The organism is Clostridium hydrogeniformans DSM 21757, assembly GCF_000686705.1.
In the GTDB taxonomy this organism is placed as follows: domain Bacteria; phylum Bacillota; class Clostridia; order Clostridiales; family Clostridiaceae; genus Clostridium_Z; species Clostridium_Z hydrogeniformans.
On record NZ_JMLJ01000014.1, the window covers coordinates 41,640 to 59,528 of the forward strand.

17 protein-coding genes and 1 other annotated feature are annotated in these 17,889 nt (G+C 29.2%); of the genes, 14 read left to right on the forward strand and 3 right to left on the reverse strand.

From position 1 onward, the window contains the following. Nucleotides 1-8 precede the first annotated feature (8 nt). The 12 genes from BR69_RS0109060 to BR69_RS20255 all read left to right on the forward strand — a co-directional run bounded on the left by BR69_RS0109060 (nucleotide 9) and on the right by BR69_RS20255 (nucleotide 12,442). The gene (locus tag BR69_RS0109060; protein ID WP_027632910.1) at nucleotides 9-857 is read left to right on the forward strand and encodes a bifunctional 5,10-methylenetetrahydrofolate dehydrogenase/5,10-methenyltetrahydrofolate cyclohydrolase; all 849 of its coding nucleotides are present in this window, start codon (nucleotides 9-11) and stop codon (nucleotides 855-857) included. Continuing rightward, nucleotides 847-2,040, forward strand: a complete 1,194-nt coding sequence (xseA, locus tag BR69_RS0109065; RefSeq protein ID WP_027632911.1) for an exodeoxyribonuclease VII large subunit — start codon at nucleotides 847-849, stop codon at nucleotides 2,038-2,040. Before BR69_RS0109060 ends, xseA begins: the two co-directional genes overlap by 11 nt. An 18-nt stretch (nucleotides 2,041-2,058) precedes the next feature. Continuing rightward, nucleotides 2,059-2,277: an exodeoxyribonuclease VII small subunit gene (locus tag BR69_RS0109070; RefSeq protein WP_027632912.1), complete on the forward strand. Its 219-nt coding sequence runs from the start codon at nucleotides 2,059-2,061 to the stop codon at nucleotides 2,275-2,277. Further along, the gene (locus tag BR69_RS0109075; protein ID WP_027632913.1) at nucleotides 2,277-3,146 is read left to right on the forward strand and encodes a polyprenyl synthetase family protein; all 870 of its coding nucleotides are present in this window, start codon (nucleotides 2,277-2,279) and stop codon (nucleotides 3,144-3,146) included. The genes BR69_RS0109070 and BR69_RS0109075 overlap by 1 nt, the downstream gene beginning before the upstream one ends. A gap of 27 nt (nucleotides 3,147-3,173) precedes the next feature. After that, complete coding sequence (gene dxs, locus BR69_RS0109080) at nucleotides 3,174-5,042, forward strand: 1-deoxy-D-xylulose-5-phosphate synthase (RefSeq protein WP_027632914.1); 1,869 nt, start codon at nucleotides 3,174-3,176, stop codon at nucleotides 5,040-5,042. A 10-nt stretch (nucleotides 5,043-5,052) separates the two neighbouring features. Next, a complete protein-coding gene (locus BR69_RS0109085) occupies nucleotides 5,053-5,862 on the forward strand; it encodes a TlyA family RNA methyltransferase (protein ID WP_027632915.1) in 810 nt (269 codons plus the stop codon). Nucleotides 5,863-5,886: 24 nt separating this feature from the next. Then, nucleotides 5,887-6,738 (forward strand): NAD(+)/NADH kinase, encoded by an 852-nt coding sequence (locus BR69_RS0109090; protein WP_027632916.1) that lies wholly within the window; start codon nucleotides 5,887-5,889, stop codon nucleotides 6,736-6,738. Further along, nucleotides 6,735-7,184: an arginine repressor gene (locus tag BR69_RS0109095; RefSeq protein WP_027632917.1), complete on the forward strand. Its 450-nt coding sequence runs from the start codon at nucleotides 6,735-6,737 to the stop codon at nucleotides 7,182-7,184. Before BR69_RS0109090 ends, BR69_RS0109095 begins: the two co-directional genes overlap by 4 nt. A gap of 22 nt (nucleotides 7,185-7,206) precedes the next feature. Then, the gene (gene recN / locus BR69_RS0109100) at nucleotides 7,207-8,904 is read left to right on the forward strand and encodes a DNA repair protein RecN (RefSeq protein ID WP_027632918.1); all 1,698 of its coding nucleotides are present in this window, start codon (nucleotides 7,207-7,209) and stop codon (nucleotides 8,902-8,904) included. Nucleotides 8,905-9,133: 229 nt separating this feature from the next. Further along, the gene (spoIVB, locus tag BR69_RS0109105; RefSeq protein WP_027632919.1) at nucleotides 9,134-10,342 is read left to right on the forward strand and encodes a SpoIVB peptidase; all 1,209 of its coding nucleotides are present in this window, start codon (nucleotides 9,134-9,136) and stop codon (nucleotides 10,340-10,342) included. Between the two features lie 174 nt (nucleotides 10,343-10,516). Then, entirely contained in the window at nucleotides 10,517-11,329 is an 813-nt protein-coding gene (gene spo0A, locus BR69_RS0109110; RefSeq protein WP_027632920.1) for a sporulation transcription factor Spo0A, read from the forward strand. A gap of 165 nt (nucleotides 11,330-11,494) precedes the next feature. Next, on the forward strand, nucleotides 11,495-12,442 hold the full coding sequence (locus BR69_RS20255) for a tyrosine-type recombinase/integrase (RefSeq protein ID WP_051623553.1): 948 nt from the start codon (nucleotides 11,495-11,497) through the stop codon (nucleotides 12,440-12,442). A gap of 260 nt (nucleotides 12,443-12,702) precedes the next feature. On the opposite strand, the gene BR69_RS0109120 is transcribed toward BR69_RS20255, so the two are convergent. Further along, nucleotides 12,703-13,032: a hypothetical protein gene (locus BR69_RS0109120; RefSeq protein WP_027632921.1), complete on the reverse strand. Its 330-nt coding sequence runs from the start codon at nucleotides 13,030-13,032 to the stop codon at nucleotides 12,703-12,705. A 371-nt stretch (nucleotides 13,033-13,403) separates the two neighbouring features. Continuing rightward, on the reverse strand, nucleotides 13,404-13,673 hold the full coding sequence (locus tag BR69_RS0109125; protein WP_027632922.1) for a DUF1294 domain-containing protein: 270 nt from the start codon (nucleotides 13,671-13,673) through the stop codon (nucleotides 13,404-13,406). A gap of 279 nt (nucleotides 13,674-13,952) precedes the next feature. Here BR69_RS0109125 and BR69_RS0109130 point away from each other — a divergent pair, with 279 nt between their 5' ends. Further along, entirely contained in the window at nucleotides 13,953-14,765 is an 813-nt protein-coding gene (locus BR69_RS0109130) for a RelA/SpoT domain-containing protein (protein ID WP_027632923.1), read from the forward strand. Nucleotides 14,766-14,978: 213 nt separating this feature from the next. Here BR69_RS0109130 and brnQ read toward each other — a convergent pair whose 3' ends face one another. Continuing rightward, a complete protein-coding gene (brnQ, locus tag BR69_RS0109135) occupies nucleotides 14,979-16,313 on the reverse strand; it encodes a branched-chain amino acid transport system II carrier protein (protein ID WP_027632924.1) in 1,335 nt (444 codons plus the stop codon). A gap of 120 nt (nucleotides 16,314-16,433) precedes the next feature. Further along, nucleotides 16,434-16,688, reverse strand: a binding site (T-box leader). A gap of 628 nt (nucleotides 16,689-17,316) precedes the next feature. Here brnQ and BR69_RS0109140 point away from each other — a divergent pair. Next, nucleotides 17,317-17,790 (forward strand): GNAT family N-acetyltransferase, encoded by a 474-nt coding sequence (locus BR69_RS0109140; RefSeq protein WP_027632925.1) that lies wholly within the window; start codon nucleotides 17,317-17,319, stop codon nucleotides 17,788-17,790. Nucleotides 17,791-17,889 lie beyond the last annotated feature (99 nt).

The following is a 17,889-nucleotide window of genomic DNA, read 5'->3' on the forward strand; positions in this document are numbered from 1 at the left end:
GGATTACAATGGGAGAGGTTATTAGTGGAAAGGTTATAGCAGAAGAGATAAGAGAGGAAATAAAAAGATCTATTGAAGATGCAAAGGATAAAGGATATAGGGTACCTTGTCTTGTAACAATTTTAGTTGGAAATGATGGGGGATCTATATATTATCTAAATAACCAAAGAAAGCTTTGTGAAAAGTTAGGCTTAGAAAGCAAGGCTATTTTGTTAGAGGAAAACATAAAGGAAGAGGAATTAATAAGCTTAATTAAGAAGTTAAATGAGGATAAAACAGTTGATGGAATAATGCTTCAGTTACCACTTCCTAAGAACTTTAATGAGGCACTAGTAACTAACTCTATTTCTCCAGAAAAAGATGTAGATGGATTAACAGATTATAATAATGGTAAATTCTATAAGGGACAAGATGCTTTTGTTCCATGTACTCCAAGAAGTGTTCTTCATCTTATAAAAAGTACAGGAGTAGATATTAAAGGGAAAAATGCTGTGGTTATAGGAAGAAGTAATATAGTAGGAAAGCCAGTAGCTCAGCTTCTTTTAAATGAAAATGCAACTATAACTATATGTCACTCAAAAACACAGAATATAAAAGAGGTATGTAAAAATGCAGATATTATTGTAGTTGCTATAGGAAGACCTCTTTTCTTAGATGATTCTTTTGTGAAAGAAGGGGCAATAGTAATAGATGTGGGAACCTCCTCTGTAGATGGAAAAATTACAGGAGATGTAGATTTTGAAAAAGTAATTAATAAATCTGGGCATTTGACCCCAGTACCTGGAGGTGTTGGAGCTGTAACAACAACCCTCCTACTAAAAAATACATGTGAGGCATGGGAGAAAAATGTATATTAAAACTTTAACAGTTTCAGCTTTAAATAACTATATTAAAAGGATAATTGATAGTGATATTATTCTTAATAATGTATCCATAAAGGGAGAAATTTCAAACTTTAAGCTTCATAGTAGTGGACATATGTATTTTTCTTTAAAGGATGATTTATCTAAGATAAATTGTGTAATGTTTAAGGATAGGGCAAGAAGTGTAAACTTTGCTATTGAAGAAGGAATGAAAGTTGAAATTAAGGGAAGGGTAGGAACCTATACTAAAGAGGGTAGCTACCAGTTATATTGTGATGAAATAAAGAAGGAAGGGCTTGGAGATTTATATCAAGCCTTTTTAAAACTTAAGGATGAATTAAAACTAAAGGGTCTTATGGAAGAGGAACATAAAAAGCCTCTTCCCCCTTATCCAAGAAGGATAGGGGTAATAACCTCCTCAACAGGGGCTGCAATTAGGGATATAATAAATGTTTCAAAGAGAAGAAATAATTCAATGTCCTTACTTATTTATCCATCCCTTGTTCAAGGAAAAGATGCTAGTGAGAATATAATAAAAGGTATTAAGGCCTTAAATAAAATTAAAGATATAGATGTTATAATTCTTGCTAGAGGTGGAGGGTCTATAGAGGAACTATGGGCATTCAATGATGAAAAGTTAGCTTATGCTATTTTTAACTCAAAAGTCCCTATAGTAACAGGAGTAGGTCACGAGACGGATTTTACTATTGCTGATTTTGTAAGTGATAGAAGAGCTCCAACTCCTTCTGCAGCAGCTGAAATAGTGGTACCTTCTTTAGAAAACTTAAACAATGAGGTAGATAGCATAAATTCTATATTAAAGGATAGAATTTTAAATATATTAAAGGAAAACAAATTTCAGCTAGATCTATTAAAAAGAAATTTAGATTATAATAGTCCTAAAAATTATCTAATTAACGAATATGAGAATTTAATAAGGCTTAAACAGTCTTTAAATACATCGATCCTTAGAAAAATAGATTATGAAAAGAATAAGATAAATAATTTAAATTCCCTTCTTATGGCACATAATCCATTAAATATATTAAATAAGGGATATGCCATAATAAAAAATGAAGAAAAGGTGATTACATCCAAGGAAGAGTTTAATGAGACTATGGATATAAACATAGTTCTAAAGGATGGAGAAATAAGTGGAACTTTTATTTCTAAGTAAGCCTATTAGGAGGATTTTATGGCTAAGAAAAGTGAAAATTATGAGATGCTTTTAAATAAGCTTAAGGACATTGTAAATAGCATGGAAAATAATGAGCAACCCCTTGAGGAGTCTATGAAAAGCTATGAAGAAGGGGTAAAGCTTTGTAATAAATTATATACCATATTAAATAATATGGAAGGAAAAATAAATGTTTTAAATAATGAGAATGAAGAGGTTTTTGGTGAGGAATTATGATTAATTTAGAAAGCTTAAAAGAACATATTGATAAGTGTATTGATAGCTATTTTAAGGGGAATAATGATTATAATAAGATTATATATGATGCTATGAGCTATAGTATGAGAATTGGAGGAAAGAGAATCAGGCCAATGCTATTACTCTTATCTTATAGCCTATATAAGGATAATTATGAGGATGTAATGCCTATGGCAATTTCTATGGAAATGATACATACCTATTCTTTAATCCATGATGATCTTCCAGCAATGGATAATGACGACCTAAGAAGAGGAAAACCAACTAATCATAAGGTTTATGGAGAAGCCATGGCGGTGTTGTCAGGAGATGGACTTTTAAATGAAGCCATGAGGATTTTATTTAATATGAGTTTAAACCATGGTCATAAAGCTTTAAAGGCAGGAGCTTTAATAAGTGAGAGCTCAGGAGTAGAAGGTATGATAGGTGGTCAGGTTGTGGATATATTAAGTGAAGGAAAAGAAATTGACCTTAATGAACTTTTATATATGCATAAGAATAAAACAGGAGCTCTTATAAAAGCTTCTATACTATCTGGAGCTATAATGGGAGAGGCTGAAGAACAAGAACTTAAGATATTAGAGTCATTTGGAGAAAAACTTGGTCTTGCTTTTCAGATAAAAGATGATATTTTAGATATAACTAGTGATACAGAAACATTAGGTAAAACAGTTAATAGTGATGAAAATAACAATAAAAGAAATTTTATAACCTTTTTTGGATTAGAAGAGTGTAAGAGAAAGTGCAAAGAACTTACAGAGGAATGTATAAAAGATCTTCAAAGCTTAAATAGGGATACAAAAGAGATGGAAAGACTTACGGAGCTTCTTTTAGAAAGAAATTTCTAAAATTATAGAGAAAAGGATAGGAGTCATATGTATAAAGTATTAGATAGATATAAAAGTCCTAGTGATATAAAGTTAATGTCTTCAAAGGAACTTCAGGACTTATCAGAGGATATAAGGGAATTTTTAATACATAGCATTTCTAAAACTGGCGGACATCTAGCATCTAACCTTGGAGTAGTAGAACTTACTATAAGCCTTTATAAAGTATTTAATATGGAAGAAGATAAGGTTATATGGGATGTAGGTCATCAAAGCTATGTGCACAAAATCCTTACAGGAAGAAAAGATCAGTTTAATAGTCTTAGAAAGTTTAATGGACTAAGCGGATTTCCTAAAAGATGTGAAAGTAAATATGATTGTTTTGAAACAGGTCATAGTAGTACTTCCATATCTGCTGGATTAGGTATTGCAAGAGCTAGGGATATAAAGAAAGAGGACTTTAATGTAATTTCTATAATAGGTGATGGAGCTCTTACAGGAGGAATGGCTTTAGAAGCTTTAAATGATTTAGGCTTTAATAAGACAAAGATGATAATTATATTAAATGATAATCAAATGTCTATATCACAAAATGTAGGAGGTCTTTCAAGCTATCTTAGTAAGCTTAGAGTGGATCCAGGATACAGAAAGATAAAAAATGATTTTAATAATACTTTAGAAAAAGTTATATTTGGTAAAAATATAGTATCCTCTTTAAATAAGATAAAAGATGGTATAAAACAAATGATAATGCCAGGTATGATTTTTGAGGAAATGGGTATAAAGTATCTAGGACCTATAGATGGTCATAATATAAAAGAGGTTAGTGAGGTTCTTTCAGCAGCAAAGGATATAGATGGTCCAGTTATAATTCATACCTTAACCCAAAAAGGAAAGGGGTATGAGGTTGCAGAGGATAATCCTAATAAGTACCATGGAGTAGGACCTTTTAATTATGAAAGTGGAGAAATTTTAGGTAAAAGCAGTGGTAAAACTTATTCATCTGCCTTTGGAGAAGAGATGATTAGTTTAGCTGAAAAGGATGATAGAGTCGTTGCTATAACAGCTGCAATGCCAGATGGTACCGGGCTTAAAAATTTCTCTAAAATATATAAAAATAGGTTTTTTGATGTAGGTATAGCAGAACAACATGGTGCTACCTTGGCTGCAGGACTTGCAAGTGAAGGGATGAAGCCAGTTTTTGCAGTGTATTCTACCTTCCTTCAAAGAGCCTATGATCAGGTTATTCATGATGTTTGCATCCAAAATTTGCCTGTGGTTTTCGCCATAGATAGGGCTGGAATTGTAGGAGAAGATGGAGAAACTCATCAAGGAATATTTGATATATCATACTTAAACTTAGTACCCAATATTACTATAATTGCTCCTAAGTGTGTAGAAGAGCTAAAGGTAATGTTAAGATGGGCAATAGATTATAATAAGGGACCAGTGGCTATAAGATACCCTAGAGGGGGGGATCTTAAAGATATAGATATATGTTCTATGAAAACTATATGTAAGGGGAAATGGGAAATTATAGATGAGGGAGAGAAAGTAGCGATAATTGCTACTGGTAAAATGGTTCAACATGCTATTAAAGTAAAAGAAATTTTAAAAAATAAAGGACTTAATCCTAAAATCATCAATGCTTCCTTTATAAAACCATTAGATTATAGCATCATAGAAGAGTTAGTAGGGGAAAATTATAATATAATAACTGTAGAGGATAATGTAATAACAGGGGGACTTGGGGAAAGTATCTTAAGTTATGTAAATGAAATAAATGGAAAAGTTAATATAAAAAACTTAGGTTTTAATGATAATTTTGTTCCCCATGGAGATTTAGATAATCTTTATAGCATGTCTAATCTTCATCCAGAGGGAATAGCAGAAGAGATTTTAAAAACCATAGGGTAAGGAGATTACAATGGCAGAATCAAAGGAAAGATTAGATATACTTTTAGTTGAGAAGGGTATATTTTCTTCGAGAGAAAAAGCAAAGGCAGGGATAATGTCAGGGAAGGTCTTTGTAGATGATATAAGGGTAGATAAGTCTGGAGAAAAGGTTAATAGAGAGGCAAACATAGAATTTAGGGGAGAAACTCTACCTTATGTTAGCCGTGGGGGACTAAAGCTTGAGAAGGCAATAAAGAAATTTAACATAGAACTAAAGGATAAGGTATGTATGGATATTGGAGCATCAACTGGAGGATTTACAGATTGTATGCTCCAGAACCATGCAAGAAAGGTTTTTTCTGTAGATGTGGGATATGGACAATTTGCTTGGAAGCTTAGAACAGATCCAAGGGTTGTATGTATGGAAAGAACCAATATAAGATATGTAGAAAAGGAGCATCTTGGAGAAGAGGCAGATTTTGCTAGTATAGATGTATCTTTTATATCTTTAAGGAAAGTAGTTCCTGTAGTGTTAGATCTTCTTAATGAAAAGGGTGAGGTTGTTGCTTTAATAAAACCTCAATTTGAAGCGGGAAGAGAAAAGGTAGGGAAAAAAGGTGTAGTAAGAGAAGCTTCTACTCATAAGGAAGTAATAAATCATATAATTGAATTTTTAATAACTAAAGATGTTAAGGTTATTGATATAGATTATTCTCCAATAAAGGGTCCAGAGGGAAATAGAGAGTTTTTAGTTTATTTTACAAAGGATAAAAATGATAGTAGTGATTTTACTATGGATAGAATTGATGAAGTGGTAGATTTATCCCATAAGGAACTCTAATTTTATAAATGGTTGGTGGAAATTATGAAAAATGTTGGACTAAATATAAATACTTCAAAGGATAAGGATGAAAAAATTTTAAAAGAAATTTTAAAAATAATAAAAACCTATATGGATTGTAATGTAATTATTTTTAAGGACTCTAAAAATTTAGATAGTGAGGCATCAAAAGATTTAGATTTCATAATATCTTTAGGTGGAGATGGCACAATGTTAAGTACATCTAGGGAAGTAAGTAAATTTAATGTTCCCATATTAGGAGTAAATATAGGCACATTAGGATTCTTAACAGCAGTAGAGGTATCGGGATTTATAGAAGCAATTAAAAAAATTTCTAAAGGAGAATTCTCAATAGAAAAGAGAACAATGTTAAGCTGCAAGTTTAAAAAGCATAATTCTTTTCTATCCTTTGATGCTTTAAATGATATAGTAATATCAAAGGGAACTTTATCTAGAATGATAAGACATGATATAGAGGTAAATAATATTTTTTATGGATCATTTATGGCAGATGGGGTAATAATATCTACTCCAACAGGATCTACAGCATATTCCTTATCGGCAGGAGGTCCAATTATTTTTCCAACCTTAGATGTGATTGAGCTTACTCCAATATGTCCACATACTCAAGGAATAAAGCCTTTAATACTTCCTGCAACTGATATATTAAATATAAAGGTTAGAAAAGGAAATGAAAGTGTTTTTCTTACTGTTGATGGACAAGAAGCTACAAAGCTTGATGGTATAGAAGAGGTTAGTATAACTAAAAGTGAACACTATTGTCAACTTATTAGATTAGAGGACTATGACTATTTTTCTATATTACGAAATAAGATATTATGGAGAACAATGGAATGTGCAGGTGATAAAAATTGAAATCAATAAGACATAAGAAAATTATAGAGATAGTAAATTCAAAGGATATTGAAACTCAAGAAGAGCTTGCAGAAGAGTTAAAGGCTTCAGGGTTTGATGTAACTCAGGCTACAGTGTCCAGAGACATAAAAAATCTAAAACTTGCCAAGGTACTTTCACATAATGGCAAATATAAATATGTTGCTGTAGAAAAGGATGTTAGAGATCTTTCTAGTAAACTTGTAAATATATTCTCTAACACTGTGCTTAATGTTGAATGTGTAGATAATTTTGTTGTAATTAAGACTATATCAGGAGCAGCTGGAGGGGCAGCAGAAGCTTTAGATATATTAAACCCTGTAGAAATAGCTGGGACCATAGCAGGAGATAACACAATATTTATACTTACAAGAACTAAGGATAAAGCACAGGAATTAGTAGAAAAAATTAACGAGATGATAGAATAATATTTTTTAAGGTGGGGAAAGGATGCTATTACAATTAAATATAAATAATTTTGCATTAATAGAACACCTATCTCTTAATTTTGAACAAGGTTTCAATATACTCTCAGGAGAAACAGGGTCAGGTAAGTCCATATTAATAGATGCAGTTAATTATGTTTTAGGTGGAAAGTTTAATAGAGATTTTATAAGAACAGGTGAAACAAAAACTTTTGTAGAAGCTATTTTTGCTATTAAAAATAGTAAAACTGAGGAAGTCTTAAAGGAATTAGAAATAGATTATGAAGATTTAGTAATAATAAGTAGGGAGTCATTCCAAAGTGGCAAAAGTGTAGTAAAGGTAAATGGAAAGTCTTTGATGATAGCTAAATTAAAAAGTATATCAGAGACATTACTAGATATACATGGTCAGCATGAAAATCAAAATCTTTTAGATAGTAGTAATCACATAAATTACTTAGATTATTATGGAATAGATAAGATAAAATATATTAGACTTAAGTATGATGAAGAGTATAATAAATATCTAGAAATAAATAATAAAATAGATAGATGTAAAGGAAATAAGGATAGGGAAAAGCTGTCAAGTTATTTAAAATATCAAATTGATGATATTGAAGAAGGAAAATTAATTCCATTAGAGGAAGAGGAACTTGAAGAAAAGTTCAACATCCTTACTCATGCTGAAAAAATAAGCTTTGCCCTTAACAATTCCTATAGGCTATTATACGATACTAGAGACGAAAATAGTTCTATTTATGATTCTTTAAACACAGTGATAAAAGATATAAAATCTGTAGAAAATCATGTGGAGAAGGTTAAAAATTTAGGGGAAACTATAGAAAATATATATTTTACCCTTCAAGAAGTGATAGGAGATATAAGAGATTTAAGGGATTCTATAATATATGATGAAGATGAACTAGAAAGAATTAATAGAAGGATATATATTATAGGGAGCTATAAAAAGAAATATGGAAAAAATTCCATAACAGAATTATTACAATATAAGAGAGAATTAGAAGATCAATATGAAGAGTTAGTTAATGGTGAAGAGATAATTAGGAAATTAGAAGAAGAGAAAAGAATAATAGAAGATAATTTAAGAAATATAGGATTAGAACTGCATAAAGAAAGAAAAGAATTTTCTAATATATTAAAAGAAAATATAGCTAATGAGCTTAAGTATATAGGTCTTGAAAAAAGTAATTTTGTTATAAATGTAGAATTAGAAGAAGAAATTAGAAGTAATGGTTGTTCAAAAGTTCAATTTTTAATATCTACAAATCCAGGAGAGCCAATTAAACCTTTAGAGAAAGTAGTATCTGGAGGAGAGCTGTCAAGAATAATGTTAGCTCTTAAAACTGTTTTTGTAGACAAGGATTCTATCCCAACTGTTATATTTGATGAAATAGATACAGGGATAAGTGGAAGAATAGCCCAAGCAGTAGCGGAGAAAATGTATGTTATTTCAACAAAACATCAAGTGTTTTGTGTAACTCACCTCCCACAAATAGCAAGTATATCAGACAATCATTATTTAGTTAGTAAAGAAGTTATAGACAATAAGACCTTTACTAGGGTAGAAAAATTGTGTGATAAAGAAAAAATAGTTGAGGTTGCAAAAATGATAGGTGGAGTTGAGGTTACTAAGGTTACCTTAGAAAACTCAAAGGAACTTATAGATATGGCAGAGAAAAAAAAGAGCGGATTAAGAAGTTAAAAATACATAAAATTTTGAATTAATGGGCAAATTAAACCATAAGTTTTATCTTATGGTTTTTTTTGTTTGAAAATTTTTATACTAGTATAATAATCTATTAATTTTAAATATTTAAAGATAAATATAAATTAGGATTTACCTTAATACTTTTACTTTAATAACAGACTTATCACAGCATAACTATAATAAAAACCGGGCAATTTAAAAATAGAGAAAGGGAGGCGATAGAATGAAAAAAAGGTCAATAATTAAATTAACTTCTATATTGACTCCTATTTTAATTATTTTTCTTGCCCTTTATATTGAAGTAAAAGCTATACCAAGTACAATTTATGTAAGAAATTTTGAAAATACAAAAATAAGTAAATTATTTACTTTAGAGAAATCAGCGCCAGTAAATAATTTCAAGGGACTTGGAGGAAGAACACAGGTTAAACTTCTAGGTATGGTTCCCATTAAAAATGTTAATGTTAGCAAAATTCCAGATTTAGAACTTTATCCTGGAGGAACTCCTATAGGAATAAAAATGAATACTAAGGGACTTTTAGTGGTAGCTTTTTCAGATGTAAGGGGAGACGATGGAAAAATACAAAGTCCAGGAGCATTAGCAGGACTTAATATTGGAGATATAATTCTGAAGGCAAATAATAAAGAAGTAAATGCATCTAATGAATTAATTAAAATTATAAATGAGGAAAAAGGAGCAAAGGTAAAATTAACAGTTGAAAGAAAAGGAGAAATTTTTGAAAAGGAACTAAACCCCATTAAATTTAATAACGAAGATAAATATAAAATAGGTCTTTGGCTTAGAGACTCCACAGCTGGAGTAGGAACACTTACCTTCTATCATAAGGATTCTAGTGCCTATGGAGCCTTAGGCCATCCTATAACAGATATAGACACTAATAGTGTGCTTAAAGTAGGCAAAGGAAGCATAGTGGAAGCTTCTATTATAAATGTAAGAAAAGGGATAAAAGGAAATCCTGGAGAACTTAAGGGTATATTTGTTAATGAAGATAAAAGTTTTGGTAATATAAACTTTAATACAGAGTGTGGAGTATTTGGGGTAGGAACTGATAATATATATAAATCTATTTCTGATAAGCCATTAAAAATAGGACTAAGAAATGAAATAAAAGAAGGAAAAGCCAAAATAATAACAACTATAGATGAAAATGGGCCACAATATTATGATATAGTTATTGAAAAGCTATTATATCAAGAGGCTCCTGGAGCAAAAAGTATGATAATTAAAATAACAGATCCTAAATTATTAGAAAGAACAGGTGGAATTGTTCAAGGTATGAGTGGCAGTCCTATAATTCAAAATGATAAGATTGTGGGAGCGGTAACTCATGTGTTAATCAATAAGCCTGATACAGGGTATGGAATATATATAGAATGGATGATAAAAGATTCAAATATTTTATCAAAATAGTGGTATTTTAATAGAATTAAGAGTAATATAATAATATGAATGGTATAATGTACTATACTATTCATATTATATATATATATTTACAAAATTCAAATCTAAAGAAGGATTTAAAAGTTTTTTATCGAATAAATAAATTGTTAAGAAATGGAATAAAAGTCAAAGGGGAGTAGTAAAATGGAAGATTCTAAAATAACAGTTCTTATAGCAGATGATAATAAGGAATTCTGCAATATATTAAACGATTATTTATTAAATCAGAGGGACATAGATGTAATCGGTATAGCTAAGGATGGATTAGAAGCATTAAAGCTTATTGAGGAGAGAAAACCAGAACTTGTAGTTCTAGACATAATAATGCCTCATTTAGATGGACTTGGTGTTTTAGAAAGACTAAATACCATGAACTTAGATCCTATGCCAAGAATAATAGTCCTTTCAGCAGTTGGACAAGATAAAATAACTCAAAGAGCTATAACTCTTGGGGCAGATTACTATGTTATAAAACCGTTTGATATGGAAGTATTCACAAAAAGAATAAGACAAATGTTTAACAACACTATAAGTAGTGAAGAGTCAAAGAAAACTGTATCTAACACTGATAATAGTGAATTTAAATCATCAAAGAAAGAACCTATTGATTTAGAGTCAGAAATAACAACCATAATTCATGAAATAGGGGTACCAGCACATATTAAGGGGTATATGTATTTAAGGGAAGCTATTACTATGGTGGTAAATGATATGGAGTTATTATCTGCAGTTACAAAAGAATTATACCCATCTATAGCTAAAAAGTATAATACCACAGCAAGTAGGGTAGAAAGAGCTATACGTCATGCCATAGAAGTGGCTTGGGGAAGAGGACAAGTAGAAGCAATAAATAGAATATTTGGCTATACTATACACAATGATAAAGGCAAGCCAACAAATAGTGAATTTATAGCAATGGTAGCTGATAAATTAAGACTTAAAAATAAGGTAAGCTAGTATTAACATTAATAATTGATATAACTGGATTTATAAGAATTTTTTTAACTAGAAAGAGTATATAAATGTATGCAACCAACATATTTTTATACCATCAAATAAGTATTAAAGTTTAAATACACTTTCTGTCAGTTTTTGAATTGAACTGATAGGAAGTGTATTTTTTTGCCTAGAGTTACAAAGAACATATTAAAATTTGATGATTCTATAAACGATTTTATGATTCATTGCAGTAACAAGGATTTAAGACCTAAAACCATGAAAAGTTATGAAAGCACAATAGGATTATTTTCTAAGTATATGGAGGAAGAGGAAAAAATATTTAGTTCTTGTTCTGTAACAACAAAACACATAAAGAATTATTTAAAATTCACTGTAGATAGAGGTAAATATTCTTATATAAGTAGCTTAGAGACAATATATAGTAATAATCCAGCTAATAGAAAAGATTTTGGGAAACAAGTATCAATGTGGACAGTAAATAATTACTTAAGGAACTTAAAAGTGTTTTTTACATTTTTGTATGAAAATGGAGCTATAAATACTAATGCAAGTATACCTATAAGGCAATATAAGCATTCTAGGAGGCCTAAGAATGAGATAAAGGACATAGATTTCAATAAATTATCAAAAGGATTAGATTTAACCAAATATGAAGAATATAGGGATTATATAATAATTCAATTGTTAATGGATACAGGGATGAGGATAGGTGAGTGTTTAAATCTTAAAACTGATGATGTGTTATTAGATAAAAAAGCAATATTTATTCCAAGTGAGATAAATAAAGGTAGAAAAGATAGGTATGTGTTTTTCAGTATGACTATATGGAATTATTTAAAAAGATGGATTGATTATAAAGATAGATATTTTAGCAATAATAATTTATTTTGTACCACTAGAGGAAGCAATTTTTCAGTCACTAATCTTGAAAAAAATTTAAAGAAATATTGTATTAAATCTGGACTAGAAAATAATATAACTTGTCACCAAATTAGAAATAACTTTGCTAAAAGATTTTTACTAAGCGGTAGAGATATATTTACACTGTCTAAAATCTTAGGACATAGTTCAGTTACAGTTACAGAAAATACATGGGCTGGAAAGCTTTAAGTATAAAAGAAATGCTATTAGATAGAGAGTAAGAAACTAAAGATTTTAAACATAAAAAATAAAGGCTTAATAACTGCAAATTACATAGCCTTTTCGGAAGTGTATATACCAGTTGTCTTTTTTCTTGATTTATAATTATATTTTTTTATTTGACCCACTAAAATTATACTATTCTACAGCAGTATAATAAAGTTAATGTGTTACTTGTAAAAAAAAGAGATGTACACGCATGCATACATCTCTTTCATTTAATAAGTAAACTAGAAACGTTCTGTTATAGTATATCTATAAGTAGCAGTTGCTATAGTAGTTCCTTTAGGAACGCTCCCATCTGTTGGAGAGTAATAACTTGTACCTAGGTATTCTTTTTTTACAACTATAAATGAATCTGACCTAGGTTCTGCAGGCCAGCCATGACTATATTTGGTTGTTTGACTCATTATTTTTCCACCAAATGTTGCAGTAGTTACAGTTCCAGTTACGACTGTTGTAGTCCTGGCTTCTGCTGGTTTAGAAAACATAAGTGAAGAACCGCCAAAAACAAGTGTGAATAATAATAATGTACTTGCTATTCTTCTAAAAGCTTTCATATACATAATCCCCCTTTTATTTAATTAATTTTAATTGGTTTGCTTACATGTATATAATAACATAATTTGTAATTATATTCAAATTAAAACAAATATTACGATAAACACAATATTTGTTTTATTATATTAGTAAGCTATAACTTAACTCGTTATGTTATTAAATTGCTAGAAAAATTTACAATTTCACCAACTTCCTTAAAGGGGATTATTTAAGAAAATAAATAGTTCATATATTATATTTAGAGATTTAGAATTAGAGTATAGGTGTGATATAGAAGCATTATAGCAAAATACTAATTTATAAATAAATTAGTATTTCATAATAGATAGATATATTCCTATAATGTATAAATTATAAAAGCATAATTTATTTAAACAAACTTATAATAATAAATAATTATGCTCAGTTGAATTAATATTATAAAAGGTATACCTAAGGTGAATTTTAAGTGTTTAGTTTTATGTCTAAATATATACATTCCTAATATAGACCCTATACTTCCGCCTAAAGCTCCAATAAGTATTAAAGTACTTTCTTTAGTTCTCCACTGATGTTTTTTTGCTTTTATCTTATCTAAATACATAGATAAAAATCCAATAATATTTATAAATACTAGATAATATAAAAATAAATTTTTCAATAATTGCACCTCCAAATAGAATAGTTTTACATAAGGATAAAGATAAGAAGACGATTATATAAAAATACTTATCTTTATTAAAATTATAAATTAAAATTAGTGATTAAACAATTTTAGTCCTTAAACACAGAGATTTAATACATAAAGATGTAACAATCATATTGTTGATGGCATTAATGGATAGTATTATTGTAATATATATAAGAAGCGTATTAATTATTGCATGGATATAGGAGAAAGAATATAATATAAGAAGTTACTTAAGTAAGGAGATTTTATATGGAAAATAAACTTATAAAAGAAGAATTTCTAAAGAAGTATCCTTCTATAGAAGAAGAGATAATTAAGAATAATATAGAATGGAATGTTTTAAAAGATATATATGATGACTTTAATATTTACAAAGGAACCTATGAAACTCAAGCAGATTTTATTTCAAATATATTAAGAACTCATAATAAGATACATACAGTTAAATCTAGGGTTAAAGATACAGAGAGGTTAATTGAGAAGGTAATTAGAAAGACTGAGGATAGAAAGTTAAAATACGGAGAAGACTTTCAATTTTCTATAGATAATTATAAAGAAGAAATTAATGATCTTATAGGTATAAGGGCAATACATATTTTTAAACAAGATTGGGAAGATATACATAAGTTTATATTAGATACATGGAAAGTTATTGAGATAACTGCAAATATTAGAGATGGTGATGATAGAAAAGGTTTTGAGGATCTTGGAATAGAAATAAAATCTAGAAAATCAGGGTATAGATCTGTACACTATTTAATAGAATTTTATCCAACAAGTCAAAAGGTTATAGCAGAGGTTCAAGTAAGAACCATATTTGAGGAAGGCTATGGGGAAATTGATCATCAGCTAAGATATAGTCACAATGAAATACCAAAGGTATTAGCTGAGAATTTACTTCTTTTTAATAGGATCGCAGGAAGTGCTGATGAGATAGCATCATTTATAAATTTACTAAACAAAGATTTAGGAGAGATGGAGAGAAAGTATAATAAAGAAATAGAGGCTAAGGATAAGGAAATAAATAGATTAAAAAGTGAAATAGAGAAAAATTGTCCTTAAAAAGTAGGTAATAAAGGATTTATCACTAAATGTTTCTTATATAGTGATAAATCCTTTAAGTTTGCACTTTTATTAATAGAATATAGTATTTCTAGAATATTATACTTATTAAAAGAGTTTATTATCTCCTTATTATTTAAAGAAAATATTTAGAATAATAAGGAGGCGTTAAGTTCAATTATCTTAATAGTTATAATCTCCAAGTATTATGTTTTATTTTACAATATCCTTTGATAGTGCTTTTCTTAAAGAGTATTCTTTTATAAATCCATATAGGAATCCAAGTAATATTCCTAAAAGTGATGGAAGAATCCAAGGTAACCCTTTAGAGGCAAAAGGCATATAGTCTAAAAATCCTATTTTAGCTCCTAAATGATTTATGGCATCCAATATACTAAAGCATCCAGTAAATATCATAGTGAATAAATAAACAGATTTATAACCTTTAAATATGTTATGGGTAAAGGCAAGAGTTATCAGAATAATAGCCATAGGATATATAGCATTTAATATAGGCACTGAAATTTGAAGAATTTTAGTTAAACCTATATTTGCAGATACCATACTAGATACTGATAATATTGCAACAAAGTTTTTATAGCTTATTCTAGGAATTAAGGTATTAAAATATTTACTACAAGAGGTTATAAGTCCAACAGAAGTAGTTAAGCAAGCTAAAGAGAAGATTATTCCAAGGATCACAATTCCACTATCATTAAATAAATAATAAACTACTTTTGTTAAGGTAATTGCTCCATTTTCAGCCATACCAAACCTTGTGGTAGAAGAGGCCCCTATATAAGAAAGCATCCCATATATTATGGTTAAAAATATTCCGGCTAAAAGACCAGCTTTTATTGTATTAGATACTAAGGCTTTTTCAGAATTAAGTCCTTTTTCCCTTAAAACTAAGGTTATAACTATTCCAAAATTAAGAGCAGCTATGGCATCCATAGTAAGATAGCCATCTAAAAATCCTTTTAGTATAGGAGATTCAGCATAGGATAATGATGGGGGGCTAAAACTTCCTATAGGCTTTACTAAACTGCCAAGGAATATAACTCCTATAAGAACTAGTATGGTTGGAGTTAAAAACTTACCGAAACGATCTACTAGTTTACTAGGATTTATACTAAGCCAATAGGCAATGGCAAAGTAAACTAAGGTATATAAAAAAAGTGGTAAAAAACTTCCACTTAAGGTTTTAGGTAAAAAAGGACTTACCCCCATTTCAAAGGCTAGACTTCCAGCACGTGGTATACCTAGAAGTGGTCCTATGGATAAATAAATCAATATAGTAAATATTAAAGCAAAGGTTTTATTAACACGACTTGCTAAGGTTTGAAGATCACCAGCCTTTGCAACAGTTGCAACAGCCATTATAGGTAAACCAACGGCAGAGATTAAAAAGCCTATTAAAGATAATATCATATTATCTCCGGAAAGTTGTCCAAGAAGAGGCGGGAAAATTAGGTTTCCTGCTCCAAAAAACATTGAAAATAGCATTAAGCTTACTAAAAGTAAATTCTTTTTTGATAAAGTATTCATAATTAATTCCTCCAAATAAATTATTGATGTGTAGTGTATATAAAATATTAATATCAATGTCTATGTCACCATCCACCATACCACCTCCTATAATTTTAAAAATAAAAAAAGCCCGTCCCAAAAAGGGACGAGGCTTACTCGCGTTACCACCCTAATTCTATAAATTCAGTAAAAATAACTAAACTTATAGCACTTAAATTAAAGGTACCTATGATACCCCTTCCTTTTAATGGTGGAATCCATCAAATCTTACTAAGTTTCAGATTTGCTTCTCAGAGATGATTTTCAGCTATATACTGCACATTGACTTTCACCAAATGTCAACTCTCTTTGGAACAGATATTATAACCTACTGCTTCTCTTCACTGAATTTATAATATGTTTTTTATATTTATACCACAATATTCTTATAGTGTCAAATAAATCATTATAAAAATAATAAATTTAATTAAATACACTTTGGTTTTTAGTTTATTTTAAATCACTATGAAAGAAATAAAAGATATACTAGCAATAAGCTAAGGGGGGATAAATTTATAATTATAAAAATAAGAAATTTTCATAATTATATAATAAATTATTGTAAATAACATATTAAGTATCTATAATATTCTTAATAAGTAAGTTAAATTAATGGGATGGTATATTTAAATACTAAAAAACACAATATTTTTATTTAAAACTTTAAAGAGTGTATATAATTTTAATGTAAGTTTTTAATTTGTTTATTGAAAATATCTTTGATTTATCTTACTTTAGGAAGGAATATGTATAATTTAATTTTAAACCTAAATCATTATATAAAATAAGTCTTTAATTAAAAACCCTATAATTGACTTTAATATGTACAAGTAATTAACCTAAGGTTTTAATAGATAGTTTCGAAAATATCTATTAACAAGAAGTATTCTTAAAATTTATAATTGTATTGAAAATAAACAATTATGGTAGATTAAGTTTAAATTTATAAAATCGTATTTTTACTTAGGATGGGAGGATTAAAATGGTTATAAGAGAAATTAGAGAAGAGGATAATAAGTCTATAGAGAGGGTAATAAGACAGTGCTTAACGGAGTTTGGGGCAAATAGAGAAGGCTTTGCCTGGGCAGATCCTGAACTTTCAACTTTATCTAATGCTTACAGTAAAGAGAGTACCAAGTATTGGGTGGTTGAAAATGAGGGGGATATACTAGGAGGATGTGGAATAGCTCCAGTTAAAGAACTTAAAGGAACCTGTGAGCTTCAAAAGATGTATTTACTACCAGAGGCTAGAGCATTAGGTGTAGGGCAAAAGCTTATGGACCTATCCTTAGATTTTGCAAAAGAACACTATGAGTTATGTTATTTAGAAACATTAAAATCTATGGTATCAGCAAATAAGTTTTATAAAAAAAATGGCTTCAAAGAACTTGAGGAGCCACTTTTGAAAACAGAGCATTTTTCTTGTGATGCATGGTATGTAAAAAAGTTAATATAGAACTATGGTAGTAACTACACATAAAAATATTTTCTGTGTAGTTACTTAAGCTTAGGAATACTAAGAAGTTATTAAATAAGATATATACATAAAGAGAAA

Coding starts and splice junctions, on each gene's coding strand:
- BR69_RS0109120 (WP_027632921.1), bottom strand. CDS start 13,032: ATGAAAGCTTTTAGAAGAATAGCAAGTACATTATTATTATTCACACTT.
- BR69_RS0109060 (WP_027632910.1), top strand. CDS start 9: ATGGGAGAGGTTATTAGTGGAAAGGTTATAGCAGAAGAGATAAGAGAG.
- recN (WP_027632918.1), top strand. CDS start 7,207: ATGCTATTACAATTAAATATAAATAATTTTGCATTAATAGAACACCTA.
- BR69_RS0109085 (WP_027632915.1), top strand. CDS start 5,053: ATGGCAGAATCAAAGGAAAGATTAGATATACTTTTAGTTGAGAAGGGT.
- brnQ (WP_027632924.1), bottom strand. CDS start 16,313: ATGAATACTTTATCAAAAAAGAATTTACTTTTAGTAAGCTTAATGCTA.
- BR69_RS0109130 (WP_027632923.1), top strand. CDS start 13,953: ATGGAAAATAAACTTATAAAAGAAGAATTTCTAAAGAAGTATCCTTCT.
- BR69_RS0109070 (WP_027632912.1), top strand. CDS start 2,059: ATGGCTAAGAAAAGTGAAAATTATGAGATGCTTTTAAATAAGCTTAAG.
- spo0A (WP_027632920.1), top strand. CDS start 10,517: ATGGAAGATTCTAAAATAACAGTTCTTATAGCAGATGATAATAAGGAA.
- dxs (WP_027632914.1), top strand. CDS start 3,174: ATGTATAAAGTATTAGATAGATATAAAAGTCCTAGTGATATAAAGTTA.
- xseA (WP_027632911.1), top strand. CDS start 847: ATGTATATTAAAACTTTAACAGTTTCAGCTTTAAATAACTATATTAAA.
- spoIVB (WP_027632919.1), top strand. CDS start 9,134: ATGAAAAAAAGGTCAATAATTAAATTAACTTCTATATTGACTCCTATT.
- BR69_RS0109140 (WP_027632925.1), top strand. CDS start 17,317: ATGGTTATAAGAGAAATTAGAGAAGAGGATAATAAGTCTATAGAGAGG.
- BR69_RS0109090 (WP_027632916.1), top strand. CDS start 5,887: ATGAAAAATGTTGGACTAAATATAAATACTTCAAAGGATAAGGATGAA.